General features: G+C 29.2%; 17 protein-coding genes. 4 read left to right on the forward strand and 13 right to left on the reverse strand.

Annotation, left to right across the window (positions count from 1 at the left end):
* Nucleotides 1-7: 7 nt before the first annotated feature.
* Nucleotides 8-2,713: a transcription elongation factor GreA gene (greA, locus tag BSV1_RS01830; RefSeq protein ID WP_008882341.1), complete on the reverse strand. Its 2,706-nt coding sequence runs from the start codon at nt 2,711-2,713 to the stop codon at nt 8-10.
* A 37-nt stretch (nt 2,714-2,750) separates the two neighbouring features.
* On the reverse strand, nt 2,751-3,695 hold the full coding sequence (locus BSV1_RS01835; RefSeq protein WP_002656953.1) for a tetratricopeptide repeat protein: 945 nt from the start codon (nt 3,693-3,695) through the stop codon (nt 2,751-2,753).
* 183 nt (nt 3,696-3,878) lie between these two features.
* Between BSV1_RS01835 and BSV1_RS01840 the strand changes: the two genes are divergently transcribed.
* Complete coding sequence (locus BSV1_RS01840) at nt 3,879-5,006, forward strand: tetratricopeptide repeat protein (protein WP_008882548.1); 1,128 nt, start codon at nt 3,879-3,881, stop codon at nt 5,004-5,006.
* A gap of 46 nt (nt 5,007-5,052) precedes the next feature.
* Here the strand turns inward: BSV1_RS01840 and hisS are convergent, their stop codons facing one another.
* Complete coding sequence (gene hisS, locus BSV1_RS01845) at nt 5,053-6,423, reverse strand: histidine--tRNA ligase (protein ID WP_008882379.1); 1,371 nt, start codon at nt 6,421-6,423, stop codon at nt 5,053-5,055.
* 132 nt (nt 6,424-6,555) lie between these two features.
* Between hisS and BSV1_RS01850 the strand changes: the two genes are divergently transcribed.
* Nucleotides 6,556-8,445 carry a penicillin-binding protein gene (locus BSV1_RS01850; protein ID WP_008882417.1) on the forward strand — a complete coding sequence of 630 codons (1,890 nt, stop codon included), beginning with the start codon at nt 6,556-6,558 and terminating at the stop codon, nt 8,443-8,445.
* A gap of 9 nt (nt 8,446-8,454) precedes the next feature.
* Here BSV1_RS01850 and BSV1_RS01855 read toward each other — a convergent pair whose 3' ends face one another.
* From BSV1_RS01855 to BSV1_RS01880, 5 genes are all read right to left on the reverse strand, one after another.
* Nucleotides 8,455-10,347, reverse strand: a complete 1,893-nt coding sequence (locus BSV1_RS01855; RefSeq protein ID WP_008882342.1) for a long-chain fatty acid--CoA ligase — start codon at nt 10,345-10,347, stop codon at nt 8,455-8,457.
* A gap of 678 nt (nt 10,348-11,025) precedes the next feature.
* Nucleotides 11,026-11,337, reverse strand: coding sequence for a PG0541 family transporter-associated protein (locus tag BSV1_RS01865; RefSeq protein ID WP_008882743.1), 312 nt, complete (start codon nt 11,335-11,337; stop codon nt 11,026-11,028).
* A gap of 1 nt (nt 11,338) precedes the next feature.
* Complete coding sequence (locus tag BSV1_RS01870) at nt 11,339-14,551, reverse strand: efflux RND transporter permease subunit (protein ID WP_008882353.1); 3,213 nt, start codon at nt 14,549-14,551, stop codon at nt 11,339-11,341.
* 18 nt (nt 14,552-14,569) lie between these two features.
* Nucleotides 14,570-15,523: an efflux RND transporter periplasmic adaptor subunit gene (locus BSV1_RS01875; protein WP_008882603.1), complete on the reverse strand. Its 954-nt coding sequence runs from the start codon at nt 15,521-15,523 to the stop codon at nt 14,570-14,572.
* An 11-nt stretch (nt 15,524-15,534) separates the two neighbouring features.
* Nucleotides 15,535-16,773: a TolC family protein gene (locus BSV1_RS01880; RefSeq protein WP_039949594.1), complete on the reverse strand. Its 1,239-nt coding sequence runs from the start codon at nt 16,771-16,773 to the stop codon at nt 15,535-15,537.
* A gap of 127 nt (nt 16,774-16,900) precedes the next feature.
* Here BSV1_RS01880 and yidD point away from each other — a divergent pair, with 127 nt between their 5' ends.
* Entirely contained in the window at nt 16,901-17,191 is a 291-nt protein-coding gene (gene yidD / locus BSV1_RS01885; protein WP_039949485.1) for a membrane protein insertion efficiency factor YidD, read from the forward strand.
* Here yidD and BSV1_RS01890 read toward each other — a convergent pair.
* The 5 genes from BSV1_RS01890 to fliD form a co-directional block, all read right to left on the reverse strand.
* Nucleotides 17,180-18,052 carry a glycine betaine ABC transporter substrate-binding protein gene (locus BSV1_RS01890; RefSeq protein WP_008882480.1) on the reverse strand — a complete coding sequence of 291 codons (873 nt, stop codon included), beginning with the start codon at nt 18,050-18,052 and terminating at the stop codon, nt 17,180-17,182. The genes yidD and BSV1_RS01890 overlap by 12 nt on opposite strands.
* 12 nt (nt 18,053-18,064) lie before the next feature.
* The gene (locus tag BSV1_RS01895; RefSeq protein ID WP_008882401.1) at nt 18,065-18,964 is read right to left on the reverse strand and encodes an ABC transporter permease; all 900 of its coding nucleotides are present in this window, start codon (nt 18,962-18,964) and stop codon (nt 18,065-18,067) included.
* Nucleotides 18,965-18,970: 6 nt separating this feature from the next.
* On the reverse strand, nt 18,971-20,089 hold the full coding sequence (locus BSV1_RS01900) for an ATP-binding cassette domain-containing protein (RefSeq protein WP_008882365.1): 1,119 nt from the start codon (nt 20,087-20,089) through the stop codon (nt 18,971-18,973).
* Between the two features lie 151 nt (nt 20,090-20,240).
* Nucleotides 20,241-21,251 (reverse strand): flagellin FlaB, encoded by a 1,011-nt coding sequence (gene flaB, locus BSV1_RS01905; protein ID WP_008882604.1) that lies wholly within the window; start codon nt 21,249-21,251, stop codon nt 20,241-20,243.
* A gap of 126 nt (nt 21,252-21,377) precedes the next feature.
* On the reverse strand, nt 21,378-23,375 hold the full coding sequence (gene fliD / locus BSV1_RS01910) for a flagellar filament capping protein FliD (RefSeq protein ID WP_008882784.1): 1,998 nt from the start codon (nt 23,373-23,375) through the stop codon (nt 21,378-21,380).
* A 191-nt stretch (nt 23,376-23,566) separates the two neighbouring features.
* Here fliD and nagA point away from each other — a divergent pair, with 191 nt between their 5' ends.
* Complete coding sequence (nagA, locus tag BSV1_RS01915) at nt 23,567-24,772, forward strand: N-acetylglucosamine-6-phosphate deacetylase (RefSeq protein ID WP_008882562.1); 1,206 nt, start codon at nt 23,567-23,569, stop codon at nt 24,770-24,772.
* The last annotated feature ends 26 nt before the right edge of the window (nt 24,773-24,798 follow it).

Raw genomic sequence — 24,798 nt, forward strand, 5'->3', positions numbered from 1 at the left:
ATTTTTCCTAACTAAATTTTATGGGTTCTATTTTCTTTACAAAATATTTAAAATTAGTATTATTTATAACAAAATTAAGACTATCCCCTTCCCTAGAATCAAGCAAATTTTCTCCAAAAGGCGACTTATATGAAATAATGCCTTCATCGGGGTTTGATTCCCAAGGTCCAAGTATTAAATAAGATTCATCTTTGCCTGTAGCTTCATTTAAAATGACAACCTTGGTCCCAAAACCAACAACAGAACTTTGAAGATCCTTGGTATCTATAACTTTTGCATTCTCTATTTCCAGCATTAAGGAGTTTAATCTTTTTGTCAAAAACTGTTGTTTTTCCTTAGCAGAATGATATTCAGCATTTTCTTTTAAATCACCAAGTTCACGAGCTTTTCCAATTTCTTTTGAATTTCCTGGAATTTCAACTTCCTTTAAATATTTAAGCTCTTTTTGTTTTTTGTTCAAAGAACTTAATATGGTTAAAAATCCAATTTCCATTCTCTCGCCTGCAAGCTGCATCTTTTCATCTTCAAACTCAACAGAATCAAATAATTGCCTTATTATAGATTTAATCTCTAAAAGATCCTTTGGGGGGAAATCTTTTACATAAAAACAAGTCATATAAACTCTTTTTGCAAGTTCTTCATCTCTCACGACCTCTAAGACCGATTTAAGATATCCATCTTTAACTAAAAGATTAATTACCATTTTATAAATTCTTTTACTTGCAACAGAATTATTTTTATTATTAATTTTGATAACGCTATCTGTTAAAATTTTAATCAAATTGGACAAAAGATCCGAATCCGAATAACTCAGCTCTATAGAATAAGTTTTGCAGTGCTTCAAAATCCAAATATAAGCATCTTTATAGATCTTATAATTTTTTATAACATAATTAAATAATTTTTCCACTTCTCTGGGATCTTCTTTGTAAAGTGATTCAACCAATCTCTTATTAACAGAATGAGGAAAAAGTTCTTTGTAGTACAAAATCCAATTGCTAAGTTCTTCTTTAATTAAAACAACTAATTCTTTTTTAATTTCTACATTCAAAATTGAATCAAAAAGATCCACTATTCCTTTTGGATACTCTTTTAAAAGAGATTCTAAATTAACATCTTTTTCTATATTAACTTTTGATGACAATTCTTCAGAAAAATTACCTAAAGATTTAAGAATAACATAAGAACTTATAACATGATGATCAACCTTTGTAAAATTGTTAACATAAATTAAAAAATAGTTAAGCATCTCTTCTTCAATATGCAAATCCTTAACAATTCCCTTAACATTGCAATAGTTTATAAATATCTCGTATCTTTTATAAAAATCTTTCTCAATCTTAAATTTATCATACATTTTTTCATTCAAATTGGAAGATCTCTCATTATATATATAACAATCAAGCTTGCCAGAATCCATAACAAAATGGGGATTATCCTTTAAAATTTGCTTTGCTTTCAAGCTCCATGAATTCCACGAACTTTGAGTCATCAAGCTTGGCACTAACTCTTTTTTTATTCCCTTTAAATCAATAGCTTTATAACTTTTTATAATAACCTTTATGGCCCACTCAATATCTTTTTTTACTCTATCTGCAAGTTCCTCTTTAGGTGTTACAGCCTTTAATACTCTAATATCATCTCTACTAAGGGGAGATAAAGCCGACATAGCCATATCAAAACCAATAAAATGACCTCTTTTGGAAACAAAATCAACCGTAATGCCGTTATCATTTACATCTCTTACTATTCCAACAGACCAAGTCTGATGATAAACAAAATTACCCTTTGCAAAAAACAAATATTTTTCAAAGTCTGAATATACATCAACAAAATTTTTATCTAAGTTTTCAATATCAGACTTTACAAGATAATCCTCAATATTTTTAACATCTTTATATCTTTCTCTTAAAAATTTAACTAAATTTTCTCTTGCCTTATGATTTTTGTTATCAAGCTTTAAAATGCCTTTTAAAATTTCTATTGTCTCGCCAACATTATCAGTCAAAGAATAATGATCAAATAAATCCTCATAAAGAACTATGGCCTTTTTAAATCCAAGATCTTTTTCAATTTTTTGCAAAATAAGCAAAAAAGAATCAAAATCATCTGAAACATAATGAATAAGCTTGGCCCATACTTCTCTGATTCCTGACATTTGTTTTTTATCAATAAAACGATAAATAGCTTTTCTAAAATAGAAAATTGATTTTTGCAAATCAATAGTTTCATAATAAGTAGCAAGTTGCCTAACAAACACAGTGTCGTCAATATCTGCTTCAACAATTCTAGTCCAAATACCTGGAAGCTTATCATTTTCATTGTTCTGAGCATATATTTTTGCAAGAGTATAAAGAGCGTGCTTATTCTCAGAAATTAAAAGCATTTCATTGCATATATGCTCAACAAGAACCCATTTTAAATTTTGAGAAAACAAATCAATAACAGCAAGCAAATTCATATCATTTAAAGGTCGCCTACTATATATAAGCATTCCAGAAATATAAAGACCTGCTATGCTTTTTTTAACGTCCTTTAAATGCCTGCCACAAATATCAAGCACATCCTCTGTTAACCCCTCATCAATTATATTATTTATTAAATCATCCAATTCTTTTATTTTGGCAAGAGAATAATTATTAACAACTATTCTTGTCCACTTATCTTCTTGTAAAATACTATCTAATTTCTCTATGGTAGTAACATTAGACATCAAACTCTCCTAATATCGATTTTTTAGCATAAAGCAACTAATTTACATACTGCTGATAAATACCTAAGTCTATTTCTTTTATGTATAACAAAATCTCATCAATACGTGCTCTATCTTCTTTTATCCTTACATAATGATCAATAAGCCAAAAATATTTATTAATAAGCCTTGGAAGCAATATGCTCTCATTTATTGATCTATAAGACTTTTCTTTAAGTTCATTGCGCAAACTGTAAACAGACTGCTTTAGCTGTCCAAGCTCTATAGGCCTTAACTCTCTTTTAATATTAAAAACACCATTAAGAGAGCCATAAACAGGAATCCATTCTTTTATAAGATCATCTGAAATATTTCTGTCAGACTTAATAAGATCTATTAATCTTAAAATCATATCAGACTCAAGAGAATATATATCTATCTTTTGAGGATTAATAAAAAAAGCCTCTCTGAATAATACTTTAGCTTCTTTAATTTCATCAACTAACGCATAAGAATCAGCAAGCTCTGCAACAACATCTGAGTTATCTTTAAAATCTCCTAATATTTGCAAAAAAACATTGATTGCTCTCTCGTAATTTCCCATACCCTTATAGGACTTAGCAATTTTTATTAAAAGGTCCAAATTTTCTGGATGCATTTTGTATATATTTTTATATATATAAAGACAGGTCTGAAACACAAAATATTTTATAGAATTGCGACCTTGCAAAAAATTACAACCCATCTTTTTCAAATATCGTCCTGCAAAATTATTCCACTCTCTTATTAAAAATTCTGCCTTTTCATAATCTTGCCCTATTCTATCAAGGCTTTCAACTTGACCATTCCAATACACAGAACTTTTCAAAGCTGTTAGAATTTCAATATTATCAAAATCAAGAGAATGAGCCTCTTCGGATTTTACTAAAGCTTCTTTGAAATTGCCTTTTCTAAAATCTAAATAAATCTCTTTAATCAATTCAACGATTCTTTCTGATGACACATTCCCACCATTTTAAACAATATATACAAACCCCCGTTATACTTTATATAATTATATCATTTATCAATTTTTAGTCAAACAAGAAATTGGGGCAAAATAACAATATTTCATTTGTTATTCTTTTAAAATAAAATCTTATATTATAATATTAAAAAGAAAATTGTGGGGTCAAATTCTAGCTATATGGAACCTAATAAAATTATCAACAAGTCTATTTATTACTACAATTCAAAAAAATATTCACAAGCAATAAAACTCCTAGAAAAAGAAATTTTTTTCTACAAAAATTACTATTTGTATCACTATGTCTTAGGAATGTCTTATCTTCGTATCGGGAACCTTGGCAATGCTCAAACATATCTTAAAAAAGCTTACACTTTAAATCCCAGCGAATCAAATATAAAACAGGCTATTGCTATACTTTTAGTAAGCCAGGGCAAAGAAGAAAAAGCCATTCAGATATGGCTTAAAATGATAGAAGAAAATCAAGAAGTAGATCGATCAGAGCTGTCTCTTGAAATTATTCGAAAAAATCCCATTAAAGGTTCTGCCTTTTTTAAAAATAGCAACCTATACGAAAAATTGTTCCCAACAATTAAAGCAATACCTGATAAAAATTCAACAAAGTTAATCATAATAATTATCATAGGGGGGATTGTATTTATTTCAATGTTAGCAATCTATTTTATTTTTTATGAACAAAAAACAACAACATCCGCAAATCTAAAAGCAGAAATAAACAAAAATTTAAACAATATTGCTGCTTACATTGATGACATTAAAATAAATAACAAAGAAAAAATAAAAAATGAAGAAGGCCAATTCATATTAATACTAACCAGCGACGAAATTAAAAACTCTTTCGAAAAAATCAAAATTTATTTAAAAAAGGGAAAAGATAATTTTGCAAGAGTAGAAATAAATAAAATATTAAATTCAAATGCATCAGAATCTATAAAGCTAAAAGCCAAAAATCTTGCAAGTTTTATCTCAAGACCAGATTTCATTGGCTTTAATGAACATGTAAACCTAAAAGATATTAAAAAAGATCCATCAATATATTCAAACGTGTATGTAAAATGGGAGGGAGTAGTAAATAATATCGAAAAAAAAGATAACATAATTCAATTTGACTTTTATGTAGGATACAACAAAAATGTACTCTCGGGAATTATCCCCACAAAAACAACCTTTGATATTGATATTGATTTTAAAGACAATGTTGAAATACTTGGACAAATAGAATACAAAAAGAACAAACTTACCTTAAATGCAATAACAATTAGAAAAATAGATAAAAATGCAAATTAATCTTAATATCTTTGCCAAAATTTCAAAAAATAATTAACATTTAAGATTAAAAAGGGGTGCACAACAACTTTTCATTACATTTGATAAGATTTATTGATTCTTCAAAAGAAAGCAGCAACTCTTCTTTTTTTGTCAAATCTCTTACTTTCATTTTATTTTCTTTGTATTCTTCTTGACCAACAAAAATTAAAAATCTTATTTCTTTGCTTAAAGCATATTCTATTTGCTCTTTAATATTTTTACCATTTTTATTTTTAAAATAGACTTCACAAGAAATATTTTTAACCTTGGAATAATCATGATTTCTAAATCTAGTAGCAAGTTCATAATAATAATTTTGCAAAGCACTATCTAAATTTACAATTAAAACTTTAGATCTAGCCTTAGTGACAAATATTTTAATATAACTAAACTTTTCAAGATCAATTATATCCTTTATTCTGTCAACACCAAAAGATCCTCCAACCCCTGAAATTTTTTGAATAGAGTTTGAGAACGAAGAAACCAAATTATCATATCTTCCCCCACTGCAAACACTACCCATATTACTGCCGAACACCTCAGATTCAAAAACAATCCCCGTATAATAATCAAGTCCGCGCGATATTTTAAGATTTAAGTTAAAAGAATCTTGAATTTTTAATAAACTAAGATGCTGAAAAACATCTTCTACTCTCTTGATAGACTCATTATAGCCTAAAATACTTTTTAAAGCTTGTATTTTGTCTTTAAAAGTACCTTGCAAACTCACTAAACTTAAGATTGAATCTACCGCTTCTTTTTCAATCTCAAGAAGCAACGCTTCTTTAACCTTATCAATTCCTATTTTATCTATTTTGTCAATATTTCTTAAAATAAAAATAGATTTTTCTTTAAGGCCTAATTTTTCAAAAAAAGAATTCAATATACCAATATGAGAATAATGGATAATAAATTTTTTATTAATGCCTTCTATAAAATTCAAAAAAATCTCTTCAAGTCCATAATATACAACAGAAAGAATCTCGGCATCGCCCCTAAAAGTGTCCTCTCCAACTATATCAAAATCGAACTGCATAAATTCTCTGTATCTACCCTTTTGAGAATTTTCTCCTCTGAAAACTTTTCCAAATTGAGAACGTCTGAAAGGAAGCTTTAAAGCAGAAATATTTGTAGCAACAAATCTGGCAAAAGGAACAGTTAAATCAAATCGCATGGAAACATCTCTGCCTCCATTATCCTTAAACCTATAAATTTGCTTTTCAGTCTCATCCCCACTCTTTTTTAAAAGCAAATCTGAATATTCAAGAACTGGAGTATCTATTAGGTCAAAATTATAAGAATTAAGAACGCTAAATATTTGCCTAACAATATGAATTCGAATCAAAGAATCCTTCGGTAAATAATCTTTAAAGCCTTTTAAAGTTTTAATATCCATCACATTATACCCTCTGCTATATAGTAATTTACTTTTTCAGAATATAATAACATATAATAATATAGATGCAAAAAAAAATGAATAATTTTTTATTTCATATAGTCATAAAATAATTTAAGAGGTCCAAAATTCATGACCAAAAGAATGCTTAATAACACTTATCGAATAAAAACAATATTAACAATATTCTTGGCTATAACTTTGCTAACTATTTACAAATATTTCACACTAATGGCCTTCAATAACAGCCCAGACAACACAATATCCTTAAAGTCAAATGATATTGCCAAAAGAGGAACAATTTATGATAGAAATGGCAAACCAATAGCATTCTCTTCAAAATCCTACTCAATTGGTACAAATCCTCAAAAAATAGAAAATATTGTAAGCACATCTGAAACTCTTGGCGCAATACTTCAAATTGATTCAAGAATTTTAAAGGAAAAGCTTTCCTCTAACAAAGGGTTTTTATATATAAAAAGAAAAATAAAAAGAGAAGAATCAGATTTAATAAAAAGAATTCAAGCTGAAGGCAGGCTTTCAAACATCACTTTATATCCTGATTACACAAGAATTTATCCCTTCAGAAATACCACAAGTAATATTACTGGCTTTGTAGGAACAGATAATCTTGGCCTTGAGGGCATTGAATTTTCCCTAAATAGCATATTAGGAAAAGATAAAACCAAACAACAATTTTTAAATGAGGAGCCAGAAACAAACAATATCCACTTAACAATAGACATGGACATACAACAAGGTGTTAGCAAAATAGCTAAAAAATACTTTAAAGAAAATAATCCTGAAAGTTTAATTACCTTGGTAATGAACTCCCAAAATGGAGAAATATTGTCCATGGTTCAATTTCCTCAATATGATGCAAACTTTTATTCTAAATATCCCGAAGAAATACGGAAAAACCTTTCTTCGTCTCTAACCTATGAGCCTGGAAGCATCAATAAAATTTTTACAGTTGCAATAATATTAGAAAGTGGAAAATTAAATTTAGAAGAAAAATTTTTAGACAATGGAATATATCAAAAACAATTTCCATCAGGAGAAAAAATTACAATCAAAACACTAAATCCTCCCTATAAACATATCGACTCTACAGAGATTTTAATTTATTCATCAAATGTTGGAATAGCTTACATTACTGAAAAAGTTAGCAATGAATACTTTTACAAAAAACTTTTAGATTTTGGCTTTGGGGAAAAAGTTGGATTTCCATTTCCCGGAGAAACAAAAGGACTATTAAATCATTATTCAAAATGGTCAGGACGAAGTAAAGCTACAATTGGATTTGGACAAGAAATAGGAGTGTCAGCGGTTCAAATATTACAAGCTGCAAGCATACTAGGCAATAATGGAATAATGCTAAAACCTAGAATAATAAAAAAAATAAGCAACGATAAAGGAGAAAATATAAAAGAATTTGATAAAGAAGAAATAAGAAGAGTAATATCCAAAAGTTCAGCACAAAAAGTTTTAAAAATGATGCGAGAAGTTGTAAATAAAGGTGGAATTCCAAATCTTAAAATTAAAAATCTTGACATTTCTGCAAAAAGTGGAACATCTCAAGCTATTGATAGAAAAACGGGAAAATACTCAGAAGAAGACTATACATCCTCTATATTGGCAATATACCCCACAGAACAGCCAAAATATATTATTTACATTGTATACAGATACCCCAAAAAAATAATATACGGAACAAGAATAGCAGCCCCAATGGCAAAAGAAATAATAGAATTTATTGAGCACCAACAAAATACAATAGCATATAAAAAAATTAAAATGCCATCAAAAATCAAGATCCCTAAAACTGAAACTAATTATAAAAACAAAACATACTTGCCAAATTTTATCAATCTTTCTAAAAGAGAAGCAATAGACATACTAAAATACTATAAAAATACTATGAAAATAAAAATAAATGGAGATGGATTTGTTTACAAGCAAAGTATATCCCCCAATACAAAATTAGAAGATATAGCAGAGCTTGAACTGTATTTAAAATAATTGGGTTAATTAAATAAATAAATTTTTAATTTCATTTTTATAAAAATTTAAAATATAGCTTCGCTTAATGTCCATTTTAATAGACATTTCTTTACCAACTTCAAATGGTTTTTCTAAAAGAGTAAACTTTAATATCTGCTCAAAAGGCTTAAATCCATTAGCTTTATTGATTAATTTTTTTATTTCATCATTTATGGCCTTAAGAACAATATTATTTGCAATAATTTGACGCCTATTATTAGCATCAAAAATTTTTTGCCCAACACTTTCTAGATATTTATTTATTTCTTCAAAATTTGGAAGAATAAGAGCGCCTAAGAATTTTTGATCTTGCCCTACAACAACTGCTTTTTCTATTAATGCTGATTCTTCAAGCTTAATCTCAATTGGAGCAGGCTCAACATTCTCTCCATTATTCAAAACAATTGTATCTTTTTCTCGACCAATAATTTGAACAACATTATCCTTAGATAATTTTGCAATATCACCCGTGTTTAAAAACCCATCAGAACCAATAATCTTACAAGTTGCTTCTTTGTCCTTGTAATATCCAAGCATTACTTGAGGCCCTTTTACAAACAAAATTCCCTTTCCAGGCTTTTTAAGCTTATTCCCATCAGTATCTCTAATCTCAGCAAGAGTTCCGGGCAAAATTTTACCGCAAGTCCCAATAATCACTTTTTTATGCTTATTAGAAGCCACTCCAGGCGAGGTTTCTGTCAATCCATAAGCATTGGCAAGTTCAATACCAATTGAATTAAAAAATCTAAAAGCAGACAACGGCATACTCCCGCCACCAGTAATCCCAACAACAAAATTATTGCCCAAGATCTTATTTATTTTATTAAAAATTAAAATATTCCCCAAAGCCTTAAAAGGAAATGCGCAGATTAATCCAAATATTCCTAAAATTTTCTTTATAGGGAAAAATAAACTAAACCCGTTGTCTGGATAAAGCCCCATTACCACCCTATAGCAAATATCGCTAAGAAATGCCGCTTTTACAAAAAAATGAAAAATCATTCTAGAAATAAACGGTTTCTTAGAAACTTCTTTGTAAATATTTTGTCTTATTGCAATCCAAAGCCTAGGAACAGCTGCAATATAATGAGGATTAACATTTTTAATATCATCAAGCATTGCCCTTGGAACAATGGTGGAAAATAAACAAACCATACCCTTGAGGAAAATATTGTAAGAAAAAGACCTTTGAAAAGAATGCCAAATTGGCAAAATGCACATAAATATTTGTCCCACATGCGTATCAACCATTAAACTAAAGCTAGAAACCTGATAAAGAAGGTTGGCATGGCTGAGCATTACCCCCTTTGGATGGCCTGTTGTTCCAGAAGTATATATTATTGTTGCCATATCATTAGAATCAACTTTACTTGCAATCTCAATAATTTCTGAATCTTTTCTTAAGTTATCTCCAAATAAAATACAATCGCTATAAGTATAAATTTCGAAATCACTATATTTTAATCTATCCTCTTGGTTTAAATTTTCAATAATAATAAATATTGGCTTTACTGTAAATTTAATTTGAATAAACATATTAAGAAGATTTAAATTTTCTAAAATAACTACACTTGGAAGAACGGAGTTAAAAATAATTTCCGCTTCCAAAAGAGTAACATCAGAACCCTTTGGAATGTCAACGGCACCCAAAGATAAAATTGCAAAATCTATCACAGTCCACTCAGACCTATTCTCAGAGCAAATAAATATTTTATCTTGATGTTTAACATTGATTGACTTTAAAAAGGAAGCAAGCTTTAAAACATTGTTTTTTAAGTCGCCATAAGTAACATGGGCATATCCATTGCAAACTTTATATATTTGAGCAATTTTATCTTTTTGTTGATCAGCCACTTCAAAGAATGCCTTTGCTATTGACATATAATCCTCCTTTTAAAAAAGTTAACATGGTTTATTATACCATTATTAACCATAATCATAAAGATTATTTATAAAGCCCTCCTGTTGTAAAAAACATACAGAAAGCGATTAATTAACAAAACCCTAAAAAATCAAAACAAAGTTTAAAAAAATATTTTAATAAAAAAATAATTGAAAATCTAGAAGTAAATTTTAATTTTAATATTTTAGCAAGTAATATTTTTTTCTCAAAATACCTAAAGCATTAAATATTATCCAATTATTTTCACAAATATAATAACAATGTTTAGGATCTATTTTATCACCTTTAAAACAATCAGTCACCCTTTCTAAAAAATCTTCTTATTTTTTTCTTCAGAAATACAGGAAATATAATTTTCATAGACTTTAAAATAATATTTATCTGATCATATTTATCTGATTTTGCTTGAATACGATGAATAAGCCTATAAAATATATTGACCCCGACTTTAATAAAAGAATGAAAAGAAAAAATTTTTGTAGCTATTGAAATAAAATAATAAAATTTATTTTGGAATTAATATTTATCATTTAAAACAAAAAGCCCACAAACTCCCACCAATATAACTTTGATCGCGTGTCTATAATATTCTAATAATTTTTGAAAAATTATTAATCAATCCCTTGTTAACCAAAACAGAAAATAAAATTTTACCCTTAAGAATTTCTCAAAACAAAAAGATTAATCCCTTCTGTAGGATAAGAACGATTCAAATTGTCAACAATATCCTTTAATCGATCAACAATAGACTGATTGGAGGTATAAATAATCAAAATAAAATTTTCTTCAGGCCAAACGCCATTACCATGCTTTTCTCCCTTCTTACCTTTTCCATAAACATTCCCTATCTTAGAATAATATACAGACTCTCCTAACTCTTGCTCTATTTTTTCTATACATTCAAAAACATCAAGCTCTAAAGATAAGTTAGAAACTATTTCAATCCTATAATTATAAAATTTAGTCATATCATTCCCCATCTTCTTCAAATAAATCATCATAACTGCTTTTAGTTGAATTATTAATTTTGAATGCTTTTTCAACATCTAAATTGGACGTCACTCTTTTTAGCCTAAATTTGAAACTTGAAACAATGTTGGAAAAAATTTCAAAAAGCATGGGAATAAAAAACAAAGTAAGAAATGTGCTAGCTGTCATTCCGCCAATAAAAGTAAATGCAATTGGTTTTAGAAGTTCATTTCCACTTCCACTAGAAAATGCCATTGGAATAAGCCCTATTATTGAGGTCAGAGAAGACATTAAAATTGGCCTAAGCCTTGAACGACAAGATTCAATAATTGCTTCTCTTAGACCAAATCCCCTCTTGATCAATAAACCAGTATAGTCTACAAGAACAATTCCCGTATTTACCACAACACCAACAAGCATAAGCATACCAATTGCAGCAAAAATAGAAAGTTTTTCTCCTGCAAGAAAATGTATAAGCACAACCCCTATTGCCGTTAAAGGAATTGTAAAAATAATAATAAAGGGTTTTAGAAAAGATTCAAATTGAGAAGCCATAATACCAAACACAACAATAATAGCCATCATAATGATTATTTTAAACTGATTCATGATATTTGAAAATTCATTATATTCTCCTTCAACCTTAAGAACTATGCCTTCTTTATGGGGCACCTTATTATTAATAAAATCTACAACTTTTGCAGTTACTTGGGTTAAATTATCATCTGGAGAAATACCCGCATTAAGATAAATGGTTAAAGCTTGATTTTCTCTGTAAATAGATTCGGCTTTATTGGTTTTTTCAAAGGTGGCTATTGATGAAAAAGGAATTTTAACTCCAGATGAATTTGTAATAAATATTTTTTCTAAATCTTTTAAATTTTTAACATCCATTCTATCAAGCTTAAGAACAATATCATAATTAAGTCCCTTCTCCACATATTGCCCAGCAACAAAACCATTAATATTGGCCTTCAACTCATTTAAAATGGTATTCATGTCAATGCCATAATTATAAGCTAGCGCTCTGTCTATCTCAACGCCAATTTGAAGTTGAAAATCACTTATGCTAAGCCTTGGATTTACAAGTTCAGGAATTTCCTTTTTTAACATGGAAACTAAAATTTTTCCATAATCTTTTATATATTCGAAATCATTGGCCGAAATTTTAATTTTAATAGAATCTCCACCACCTAAAGCATTACCACTGGAAGGATCAATATTAAATTCGGGATAAAGATTTCCAATACGATTCATAATTTTATATTTAACAGCATCGTAATCTATGTTTTGGATCAACTTATCTCTTGATTCTTCCTTGAGAGGGAACAATACGTTGAAAATTATTCTATCAGCATGCAAAGTAGCAATAATGCTTTTATATCCTTTAGCCTCACTTTTTACAATTTCTAAAAATCTATTAGAATAAAATTTTGCATATTCCAAATTAGTTTTATGGGGAAAATTTAAATTAATAGTAATTGAATTCTCTTTGCCTCTAGAAAAAGTTGTCACATCTAGCAATAATCCTAAAAGCAAGCTACCAATAAAAGTAAAAAAAACAATCAACCCAAAAATCAATTTATGATTTAAAACTATATTTAATAAATTGATATACAAAAATTCTAAAAAATAATAAATACTAGCAAAAAAAGCATCAATTTTCCTAATAAAAGGATTCTTAATATTTTTTTGGAAACTTGTGTATAAACCGACATAATGGCTTGATAAAACAGGAACCAAAAAAATCGCAACTAAAAGAGAAACACCTAAGGAAATAACAATCGTAAATGAAAAGTCTTTAAAAAAATCTCCATAGACCCCAAGTTCTGATTTGAAAATAAGAAATGGCCCAAAAACACAAATAGAAGTAAAAGTTGAGGATGTAATAGGCAGCATCATCTCTTGAGCCCCGAGAATGGAAGATGAAATAAGCTTTGTTCCTTTTTGCCTATATTTGTATATGTTGTCTATTACAACAATTGAACAGTCAACAACCATTCCAATCCCAAGTGCAAGACCTGCAAGACTCATAATGTTAAGGGAAATATTTACAAAGTACATTAAACAAAAGGTCAAAACAATTGCTATTGGAATAGAAATTCCAATAATTATTGTGGCCCTAAAGCTTCTTAAAAAGAAAAAAATAACAAATATTGCAAGCATGGCCCCAAAATAGGCTGAATTTACAACCGTTGAAATGGATGCTTTAATAAAATCAGCACTATCAGAAGCAATCTCCAATCTCATATCTTTAGGCATAGATAATTTCAATTTTTCTATTTCATTCATAACAACATTAGAAACTGCAATAGAATTAGCATCACTACGTTTTTGAACCGACAAAGAAATTGAAGGCAACCCATTATATTCAACATATTCAGATAAATCTTCAAAATCGGTTTTAATATTAGCAATATCTTTGAGTTTTATCTCAATAGGAGATAAATTTATGCCAGAAGAAATGTCGGGTATCTTATAAGCTATGACCACATTACCTATCTCTTCAATTGATTTAAATTTTCCAGAAACTTCAACCAAATATTCCAAGTTATTCTCCAATATATTGCCAGCTGAAAGTTCCAAATTTTGAGATGCTATAATTGAAGATATTCTTGACAAAGAAAGCCCATAAGACTCCAGTCTGTTTTGAGAAACTTCAATTAAAACACGCTTTTTACTTCCACCATTAACAGTAACAATTGCAACTCCATCAAGCCTTTCAAGCCCAGGTTTAATGATTTCATCGGCATATCTTTTAAGCTCAGAAACTGGCCTTACAGAATTAATAACAATTTCCATTACAGGGATATTTTTAAGATTGTATCTAAAAATTCTAGGGGCCTGCGATTTGCTGGGCAATGAAGATTTTACCAATTCAAGAGCATCTCGAATTTCATTTAAAACCAAATCTAAATCGGTTCCATGATAAAATTCAAGTGAAACGGTGCTGCTTTCTTTGGAAGATACACTATATATATTTTTTAAATTCTTTACCGAACTCAAGCCACTCTCAAGGACTCTAGAAACACTCTCTTCAACTTCTCTAGGAGAAGCGCCAGGATAAACAGTGTGAATACTTATTTGGGGAATATCAATTCCCGGCAAAAGGTCTACTTTTAATCTTGAAAAGGTATACAAACTTATCATCAATAACAATGAAAATAAAATTAACATTGTTATTGGTTTGCCAACTATTCTCTTTACCAACATAACACATCCCCCAATAAATTAAATATTGCTTTCAGCTGAAAGACCCTCTTTGGTATCTACCAAATTTATTAGAGCTCCATTAGAAAGAGCGGACATGCCTTCTACTACAATTAAATCATTCTCTTCAACCTCGCCCGAAAGAGCTACAATGTTATCTATTTCAAAAAGCACTGTAATGGGTAACATTTGAACACTCTTACTCTCTAAATCAACCTTAAATACAAATTTTTTGCCCTCTCTCTCAACAACAGCCTCTCTTGGAATCTTAATTACATCTTTAAATCGCTTAGTAATAAGTTTGATTTTAGAAAACATACCAATAATCAGTTTATCTAAATTACTACCAATAGGCGTAAGATATACTTCGATAGTTCGACTTTTAGAATCTAAAATAGGAGATATTTCTGAAACTTTAGCTTTAAACTTTTCATTAGAATAAGCTCCAACCTCAATAATAGCATCATTTCCAACTTTAATATTTGAAATGTATTTCTCAGACACATAGGTTAAAATTTGCTTTGCATCTATCCTTCCCACTACTGCTATGTTGGACTGGGGATTAACTGTTTCACCAATTTTTTTTGTAATATTTAAAATATATCCTGAGATTGGCGCTCTAACAGGGCTTTTCAAATATACAGAACCAGGTCTTGAGGGATCAAGAGTTGCAACTATTTGTCCCTTTTGAACATAAGCTCCAAGTTTTATTCTCAAAGAAGTTATTTTGCCCACAGCGTCTGGAAAAATATCTGCCTTAACTTTTGTATCTACATCTCCATTTAAAGACAAATAATCGCTTAAGATTCCCTTTTTAACTTTCATAGCAATTACTGGGAATCTATAAGGACTTTCTTTCTCCTTATCAATATTTTTGTCATCTAGCTTGTTCTTACCAACACAGGCAACTAAAACTAAGAATAAAACTAAAAAATATTTTTTTAAATATAAATTAATATTAAAAATCAAATTCATCAAAATACCTCTTAGTCTAATGAATTTATTAAATTTTTATATTCAAGTATAGAATTAGCATAATTTAATTTATCTTCAATGAACTTCAAATCGCTCTGCTTATAAACAAGTTCAATATCATTTAATTTAGAAAGATCCATGACTCCGGAATTAAAAGCATTAAATGCCATTTGATAATTTTTATTCGCTAATTCTACATTAATTTTAGAAGCATCAAGAATCGCCTTATATCTTCTAATATCCTTTCTTTTTTGCACAATACTAGATTTTAAATTCCTAATTTTACCTTCAACATTGTTTTGTAGTATTTTTAGCTGATAGTTATTATCTTGTATTTTTGTAAAACTCTTTGAAAATGGAAATATTTCAGTTAAACCATAATTTAAACTAAAGGATGCTAAAAATCCAGTTGAAAAACCTTTAGAATTTTCATGAAATGATTTATAAGGAGAGTAAGAAAATGACAAAGAAAAGCTTGGCAAATAAGTATCTAGCCAAAGCGAATCAATAAGCTGCTCGGTCATTTTTAAGCGCATATTCAAATCCTTAATCTCTAATGATTCATTAAAATTTAATGCCTCATTAAATAGAGAAAAATCTATTGTTTCGTCTGGCAATTCTCCAATAATTTCAAAATCTTGATCTGGATCTAATCCTATTAATAATTTAAAAATTTCTTTTGATTTTTCAAAATTAATAATCTGACCATCCAAATCTGGTTGAGATTTTTTATACTTAAGCTGCGCATCAAGGAAATCTATTTCCGATATTAGTCCATTGTTATAAGCAATTCTAGCTTGTTCAAATTTAAGTTTACTATTTTGTATTTGACTCTCAAAAACTTTCAAAGTGCTTTTTAAAGCTATTAATTGATTGTAAGACTTAAGAACATTTAGCTTGATATTACGAACAGCACTCTCCCTTTCTATTTTTACACTTTCATATTCCAACATAACAAGTTGCATTCTCTTTAAAACAGAAGGGGACAAAGAAAGATTAATCCCAACTCCAAACCCAAACCCCCAATAATCTCTCTCAAGCTCACTCAAAGCAGAAGGATTTCTACTAAGTGTAGAGCTAAGGTTAACATTTGGAACAAAAACATTCCATGCATTATTTTTATAAAGTTTTTTTATATTTTCTTTGTACAAAGCATTTTCTGAATCCAAGCTATTTTCTAAGGCCATATTTACAGCTTGTTTGGGTGATATTTGAATAATTTCAGCAAAAGCCGAAAAAGAGACAGTCATAAAAATTAAAAAAATTTTTTTAATTTGAAGCCCCCTTATAATAAAAATCAAAACTTTAAAGTTATAAAACTTAATTAATATTTTCAATTCATTTGATTAATTATTATAATATAATACAATTCTAAGTATGAACATTTTCAAGATTTTATTTATCTTAAATTATGCTCTTATCTTTCTAATAAAAATTTACCAAAATACTTTATCTAAAATATTTGGACTACAATGCATATACAAACCTACTTGCTCAAAATATTCAATTGAATGTCTTAAAAAATACAATTTTTTAACGGCCTTAATATTAATGACACTAAGAATAATAAGATGTAACGCATTATTCAAAGGAGGAAGCGATTTTATTCCTGAATACAACCCTATTTTAGAATCTTTAAAAGAATTTAAAAAAAGATTAATCAAATAAAGTCTTATATTTTTCTGGAACCCACATCTTTACAACCTCTTTATTCTTTTCTACAAATTCAATTGCATTGCGGTATTCTTTGCCTGACTCTTTATCATTTCTATCCATTAAAGGCAATATTAAATCATCACCCCAATAAAAATGATCAAAAACATAATATGCATCAAAATCATCATTTTCAAGACCAAGTCTAACAAGAGTATGCACGCTCTCAATTCCCCCCATAATTAAATCAGGATCATCAAGAAACTTAATATCATACCTAGAAAAAGCCCAATGAGGCTTCCACAAAGGAACTAAAATCCACTCGTTTCTCTTTATTGAAGAATCCAAACTTGCAAGCATAACACTCTCACTTGAAGGAACTAGCTCATACTCTTTACTTAATCCATAATAATTAAGCGCTTGTTCTGTAACAATTTGAGTTCCCGCGCCAGCATCTATGCCAATCATTTTGTTTTTAAACTTATCGCCTTTACCCCTAAGCTCACTAATGCTGGAAATTGGAACATAGCTTGGCACCACAAAACCCTGAATAGTTCCTTCATAATTTGCACCAAGATCAACAAACTTTGTTTTCAGTTTTTCATAATAAAATTTATCGGCTGTAGGAACCCAAGAAGATACCGTACCATCTATCTTTCCAGATGCTAAGTATTGATACATTATAGATGTAGTAACTGAAAATATTTCTGCATTGTAGCCCATTTTCTCAAAAACAACCTTTAATACATTTGTAGCTGCTGTTTCTCCGCCCCAATTCACATATCCAATTTTTACCGATTTCAAATTCTTTGAAATCTTTTTTTCATCACAAGACAAAAACATAAGAATAATAAAAAATAAAAATAATTTATACATAAAATATCCTCCTTATTTATTATAGATTTCTAAGAATCTTTTAAATTTATTCTCTCTCTTTCCACTATAATGATCTGTGTTTAAATAGCTAAATTTAATAAAGATAGATTGCATAATCCTATCTAAAATAATAGCTATAATAACAACTGCTAATCCAGATATTAAACCCTCACCAAAATTTAATCTTTCTATGGAGTAAATCACAGTTCTGCCCAAACCAGACGATCCAACCATTGCAGCAATTACTATCATAGATATCGCCATCATTATTGACTGATTAATACCTTCAATTATACTTTGAAGAGAAAGGGGAAGCTGAACTTGAAAAAGAATACGCAAATTGCTACTACCAAAGGACTTAGCTGCCTCTATTACTTCATCTGAAACTTGAACAATTCCCAGTCTTGTATATCTAATAACAGGAGGCATAGCAAAAACTATTGTAGCAAAAATAGCAGAAGCTGTACCCATTCCAAAAAAAGGAATAGCGGGAATCAAGTAAATAAAAGGGGGCATGGCTTGCATTAAATCTAGAATAGGTTTCAAAAAAACATAAAATCTTGGGAAATATCCGCCCAAAATGCCTATAGGAATTCCCAAAATAACAGAAACTAATACAGAAACAAATATAATAGCTATTGTATCCATTGAAGCTTCCCAAAGATTAAAATACAAAATAAAAAAGAATCCGGGTAAAATTAAAAATATTAACCTCTTTTTTAAGAAAACAAAACTTAGCAAACATATAGTCAAAATAAAAAGAAGTGGATTAACAAAAAGAAATAATTTTTTTAAATTTTCATATAAAAAAATTATACTTTTAGAAAAACTTACCCCATCAGAAATTGAAAAATTATCAACCAAAAAATCAAAAAAATTATCTATTTTTAATATAAAAAAATCTTTAGTCATAAATTCCTATCTTGATAATAAATAAGAGATTTCATTTAAACTAATATATCCGACAATAGTTCCCTTTTCTTTTATTATTAAATAATCTTGCTTATTTAAATATTCAACAATTTTTTTTATCTCATCATTTAGATCTAAATTTAAAGATACAAGATTATCATACCTTTTGTTAAGAACTTTGTCATACAAACTAAAATTTTCACCTTGACATTTAATAATAATATTTAAGCCATTATCACCACCAGAGTTTAAATCAAAATCATCTTTTAAAATATCTTTTATTTTTAAAATATTTAAAACAGGTAAATTTTTAATAAAATCAGATATAAAATCTGTACTAGGATTAGCTAAAATTTCTAAAGGTTTGCCAACTTGAATAATTTTTCCATCTCTCATAAAAGCAATTCTATGTCCCAATTTAAAAGCTTCATTTAAATCATGAGTAATAAACACAACTGTTTTTTTAAGCTTAGCTACTAGCCTCAAAAGTTCTTCCTGCATTTCTCCTTTAATTAAAGGATCAAGTGCCGAAAAAGCTTCATCCATTAAAAGAATATCTGGATTAACTACCAATGCTCTTGCTATTCCAACTCTTTGTTTCATCCCTCCAGAAAGTTCATTAATATACTTATATTTTGAGTCTTCAAGTCCCACAAGATTTAATACCTCAATAGCACGTTCTTCTCTAATCTTTCTGGGGATATGCTTAACTTCAAGTCCATATGTAACGTTTCTTAGTACATTCATATGGGGAAAAAGTCCAAAATTTTGAAAAACCATTGCAAATTTATCTTTTCTTAAATTAGAAAGATCTTTGCGATTTATAGCATTCATTTCCATATTATTTACCAAAATAGATCCTGAATCTATTTTATAAATACCATTTAAACACCTAACTAAAGTAGACTTGCCACAGCCCGACATACCCATAATAACTAAAATTTCATTTTCATAAACATCAAGATTAATATTGGCATTTGCAATAAAAATAGAAGATTCTTTGTAGATTTGCATTCTATCTTTGCCATCTTCATAGTCTTTTATAGCTCGACTTATCTGCTTTTTGTCAACATAATACGAAAATACTTTATAACAATCTTTAATTTTAACAGCAACCCTACTCAAAGCAAACTCCTCAATAAGCCTGCATTATGCTTTATAACACATCATTATAAATTATACTAAAATTATTAAATTTTTTCCGATCCGAAATAAAAAAACAAAAGACCCTTTAAAGGATCTTTTGTTAATAATTTGCATCAATTAAACTAAAATTTTATCTAAGCAATGACAAAACATATTGGGGAACTTGATTAGCCTGTGCAATCATTGCCATTGCAGATTGTGTTAAAATGCTATTGGTTGTAGCTGCTACAACCTCATCTGTCATTGTAGCATCTTTTATTTGAGCATAAGATGCTTTTAGATTTTCAATTGCATACTCAGTACTATTCTTTATAGATTCAAGTCTATTTTGGAAAGCACCTAAATTTGCCCTTTGATCACTTACCATTCTAATAGCATTTTCAATTTTAGCAAGTGATGTATTAGCATCAACTGTAGTTGTAACATTAACAGGGGAATTAACTCCACCTTGAGAAGGCGCTGTAGCAGGTGCTGGCTGTTGGGCTCCTTCCTGTTGAACGCCCTCTTGAACAGGTGCAGCCTGAGCAGTTTGAGCTCCCTCACCAGAGAAAAGATTTGCAACATTAGCTGCATAAATATTTACAGCAATAGCCTCATCTTGGTTTGCTCCAACATGAACTCTTAAAGTCCAAGATGCTTGAGACCCCGAAAGTGATGATGGTGTGTTAATTTTTGCAGGTTGCATTCCAAGCTCTTCAGCTGTTCTTACATTTTGAGAAGCAGATTTGTTTGATAACATGTGCATTTGGTTATATTGAGCTTGATCAGCAATTCTATTAATTTCGTCTGTAAGCTGCTCTATTTCAATTTGTATAGAACCTCGGTCTGCATCTGAATATGTGCCGTTACCTGATTGAACTGCCAATTCTTTCATTCTTACTAAGACTTTTTCTACTTCATTTAAATTCCCTTCTGTTGTCTGAATAAAATTGATAGCCTTTGAAGTATTTCTAGAAGCTTGTGACAAACCTCTTATTTGAGCATTAATCTTACCAGAAACTCCCATGCCAGCAGCATCATCAGAAGCTCGATTAATTCTGTACCCACTAGAAAGCTTTTCTTGAGTTTTACTAAGATTAGCAGCGTTAATGCCATTATTTCTTGAAGCATTAATAGCTGATGTATTATGATTGATAATCATATATCATTCCTCCATGATAAAATTTAATTATTTGGTTTTGGCAAATCCTTTTGCCTGTTAAAAAGAATAGCACAAAAATTTAAAAAAAAGAAACGCAGATAGCAATAGCATTAAAAATAATTATTATTATTTATTTCTTTGATTAAAATCAAAAGCCCTTAATGTATTTTCTTGATCTTTCATACGCTTAACGGTAAAATCCAAGGTATTAAGCTCACCTTCCACTTTTCTCTCTCTGTCTTCGTACTTCTTTTTATAATCTTCAACTTTATTTTTTTGATTAAAAATTTTCAAGTCGTAATTCTTTATTTTATTATAAATAACTCCTCCGGAAGCCACAAGAGGCGACAGACAATCTCCTAGCATTTTAGCAATTCCATTATCATATACTCTGTCACCATTAAGATCATATAAAAAAAGCTCTCTAACATTATCAATATTATTGCGAATTGATTCATCAAACTTTTTCTCATCAAGTCTTAAATATCTAGAAAGTCCACCAGAAGAAGAAATGGAATTTGTAAAAACTCCCATCTGATTAATTATTGAAAAATTAGGATCACTAGTAACATAAGGCTTAAAAATTATTGACTCTAGCCTGAACTTAAGATTTTTCAATAAAAATTCAGACCTTAGAATACCTAAATTTTTATAAGCCTCTTCTTTTTGAGAATCACTAAGATAAGTCAGCTCTTCAACTATATTAGACTTTTGATTATTAAGCTGATCTTCATTAGAGCTTACAATATTAATCTCAGCAAGAACTTCATTATAAGCACCAATAAAATCTAAAAGAACCCTCTTAATCCCCTCATAATCAGGTTCAATTTTAGCCTCAACCATATCACTTGAAGGTTTTTTTAAACTTAATGTCACATTTGGAACCAAATCATTTATAACATTTGAATCTCTCTCAACATCTACTCCATCAAATTTAATTTTTGCATTTTCTGCAAAACTTTTAGCATTTATTGGCAAATGCCCATCTCTATTTTTTGGATCAAAAATTTCAACATTGCTAATCACAATTACTTTATTATTTGCTTTATTTTCAATATTTATTTCTTCCAAATTAGAAAGAGCTCCAACATCAACTTCAACTTCTTCAAAATTATTTGAAATATTTATTAAAGGAAGCTCTAAAGAACCTTCCTTGCTACATATTTTAACCATATTCATTTGAATATATTTTTTTTCCAAAGGAGTTTTTAAATCAGATCCAAGATCAACTACACTATCTTCACTCTCAACTTTTGCATCCTTAAATGTAGCCCCTCCGGGATTAAAAATAATCTTACTATCAGGCTCTTCCAAGCCTGTATCAAAATACCTAACTTCAAATTTAATCTTACTCCTAGATGTAATTTCAATATCTTCAGGAATTTCAATTGATACTTCTGAAAGCGGATTTAAAACAAGACTATTGTTTTCAAAAGCAAGTTTATTGTTACCGCTAGATTGATTTACAACAATATCTGAAAGATTGGGATTAAAATTGGTTTTAAGTTCACTTAAAATTCCAATTTGCTTAGCAAAAGACACTCCTTCCCCTTTGATAACAAGCTTGTTTTCTTTACCCTCCTTTAAGGATTGCAAAACAAAACGACTATTTCCATTTTTATCACTTTTTACTATTTTTGCAGATAAAAAGCCCTTTCCCTTGTTATTAATATCCTTCACAAGTAAATCAATGTTGCCATTACTTTTTACATTAATTTCTTTCTTGCCAACTAAAAATATATAATCTCCCTCTGGAATTGTAACTTTTTTAGGATCAAAATTTGAAGACAAAAACACATCAGCTGACGCTATTTGATCAACAATTAATTTATGGGTCTCATTCTTAGATCCATATCTAGTAGACAAAGTTAAAACTTCGCTATTACTAGAATTTCCTGACATTAGATTAAAAGGACTGTTAAGTGATATAAGTTCTTTTGCAAGAGAATTTAAAGTAGAGATTTTTCTATTAATTAACTGCCAAGCACTTTTCTCTTGCTCTAAAGATTCAAGTTTCTTAAAAGAAGAATCAATTTTAGCTTTATCGGACTTAAGCATGGATTCACGAATTTCTTTAGTATTGTATTTACTCTCAAGTCCAGGAACAAAAAATCCTGATGCCAAAATAATGCCCTCCGGGGTAAATTATATCATTAATAAAATTGAAAACAAAATATAACGTATAATTAAAAAAATAAAATAAATTTTAAAAACATGAATTCTTAAGCATCCAAACACTTTAAAATAAAAAATATAAGCTTTAAAAAAGATTAATGCTTATAGTAAAATAAAATAAATAAAAAGGAAAATGAAAAATGCCAAATTTTTGCTTATTTAACTCAAAATCCGTTTTAACTGGAAATGATAAAATAGATAACTCAGCGGTTCTAATTAAAGATAATAAAATTTTTGATATTGTAACGTCTGACAGACTTAAAAAAATGGATCTCGAAGAATACCAAATGATTGATACAAAAGGCAATTATATAACTCCCGGTCTTTACGACAATCATATTCATGGATTTCACGGTCATGGCACAGACCAGTGCTCAACAGAATCGATACTTAAAATGTCAGAACATTTAGCACAATACGGTGTAGTAGGATTTTTACCAACCCTTTATCCAAGACCAATAGATGAAATGATTGAAACAATAAAAGCTTGCATAGCAGCAATTGGTAAAGAAAAGGGAGCTAAAATTCTGGGACTTCACCTTGAAGGACCATTTTTCTCTCCTGAAAAAAAAGGAGCGCATCCTGTTTCTCATCTTCATGAACCTAGTATTGAAGTTATGCAAAAACTAATAGATGCAGCTGGTGGGGTATTTACAGGATCAAACGGCAAAAGAAAAACACATATAAGCACAATGACTGTTGCTCCTGAGCTTAAGGGCATGAGAGAGCTTGCAATATTTTGTCTTGAAAACAATATAAACCTTCAAGCGGGACACACAAATGCAACATATGAAAACATGATAGAAGGATTTCAAGTTGGAATACTTCATACAACCCATTTTTTCAACGCAATGTCAAAACTTGATCACAGAAATCCAAATGCAATAGGAGCGGTGTTAATACACGGCGATGTTTCTTGTGAAATTATTGCAGATGGCCACCATATACACCCAAAATTAATTTTAATGCTTAGAAAGCTTAAAGACATAAGTAAAATAGTCCTTGTAACTGACGGACTTACTCCGAATTGTCAAACTTGTGGAAAACTAATTGCAAACGGAGACGAGGTTTATATTGCAGAAGATGGATTATTTCATAGCGTGAAAAGCAACACAATAGCTGGATCAACACTCACAATGATACAAGGTCTTAAAAATTTAGTAGAATTTGGTTTCAGCTTAAGCGATGCTGTTCAAGCAAGCTCTTACAATCCAACAAGAATTCTCAATATTGATAAAAAGGGCTTAATATGTCATGGATATGATGCAAACATCAATGTCCTAGATAAAGATTTTAATCTAAAGTTAACAATGATAGAATCTAAAATAATTTTTAACAATCTCTAACTTTAATTAATTTTAAGGAGATCTCA

The organism is [Borrelia] finlandensis (genome assembly GCF_000181875.2).
Taxonomy (GTDB): Bacteria; Spirochaetota; Spirochaetia; order Borreliales; family Borreliaceae; genus Borreliella; species Borreliella finlandensis.

Bases quoted from the DNA above. Each gene is read 5' to 3' on its own strand.
- BSV1_RS01865 (WP_008882743.1), bottom strand. From the start codon at position 11,337: ATGACTAAATTTTATAATTATAGGATTGAAATAGTTTCTAACTTATCT.
- BSV1_RS01840 (WP_008882548.1), top strand. From the start codon at position 3,879: ATGGAACCTAATAAAATTATCAACAAGTCTATTTATTACTACAATTCA.
- greA (WP_008882341.1), bottom strand. From the start codon at position 2,713: ATGTCTAATGTTACTACCATAGAGAAATTAGATAGTATTTTACAAGAA.
- BSV1_RS01890 (WP_008882480.1), bottom strand. From the start codon at position 18,052: ATGTATAAATTATTTTTATTTTTTATTATTCTTATGTTTTTGTCTTGT.
- BSV1_RS01895 (WP_008882401.1), bottom strand. From the start codon at position 18,964: ATGACTAAAGATTTTTTTATATTAAAAATAGATAATTTTTTTGATTTT.
- flaB (WP_008882604.1), bottom strand. From the start codon at position 21,251: ATGATTATCAATCATAATACATCAGCTATTAATGCTTCAAGAAATAAT.
- hisS (WP_008882379.1), bottom strand. From the start codon at position 6,423: ATGGATATTAAAACTTTAAAAGGCTTTAAAGATTATTTACCGAAGGAT.
- BSV1_RS01880 (WP_039949594.1), bottom strand. From the start codon at position 16,773: ATGACTGTCTCTTTTTCGGCTTTTGCTGAAATTATTCAAATATCACCC.
- BSV1_RS01870 (WP_008882353.1), bottom strand. From the start codon at position 14,551: ATGTTGGTAAAGAGAATAGTTGGCAAACCAATAACAATGTTAATTTTA.
- nagA (WP_008882562.1), top strand. From the start codon at position 23,567: ATGCCAAATTTTTGCTTATTTAACTCAAAATCCGTTTTAACTGGAAAT.
- BSV1_RS01850 (WP_008882417.1), top strand. From the start codon at position 6,556: ATGACCAAAAGAATGCTTAATAACACTTATCGAATAAAAACAATATTA.
- BSV1_RS01855 (WP_008882342.1), bottom strand. From the start codon at position 10,347: ATGTCAATAGCAAAGGCATTCTTTGAAGTGGCTGATCAACAAAAAGAT.
- yidD (WP_039949485.1), top strand. From the start codon at position 16,901: ATGAACATTTTCAAGATTTTATTTATCTTAAATTATGCTCTTATCTTT.
- BSV1_RS01875 (WP_008882603.1), bottom strand. From the start codon at position 15,523: ATGAATTTGATTTTTAATATTAATTTATATTTAAAAAAATATTTTTTA.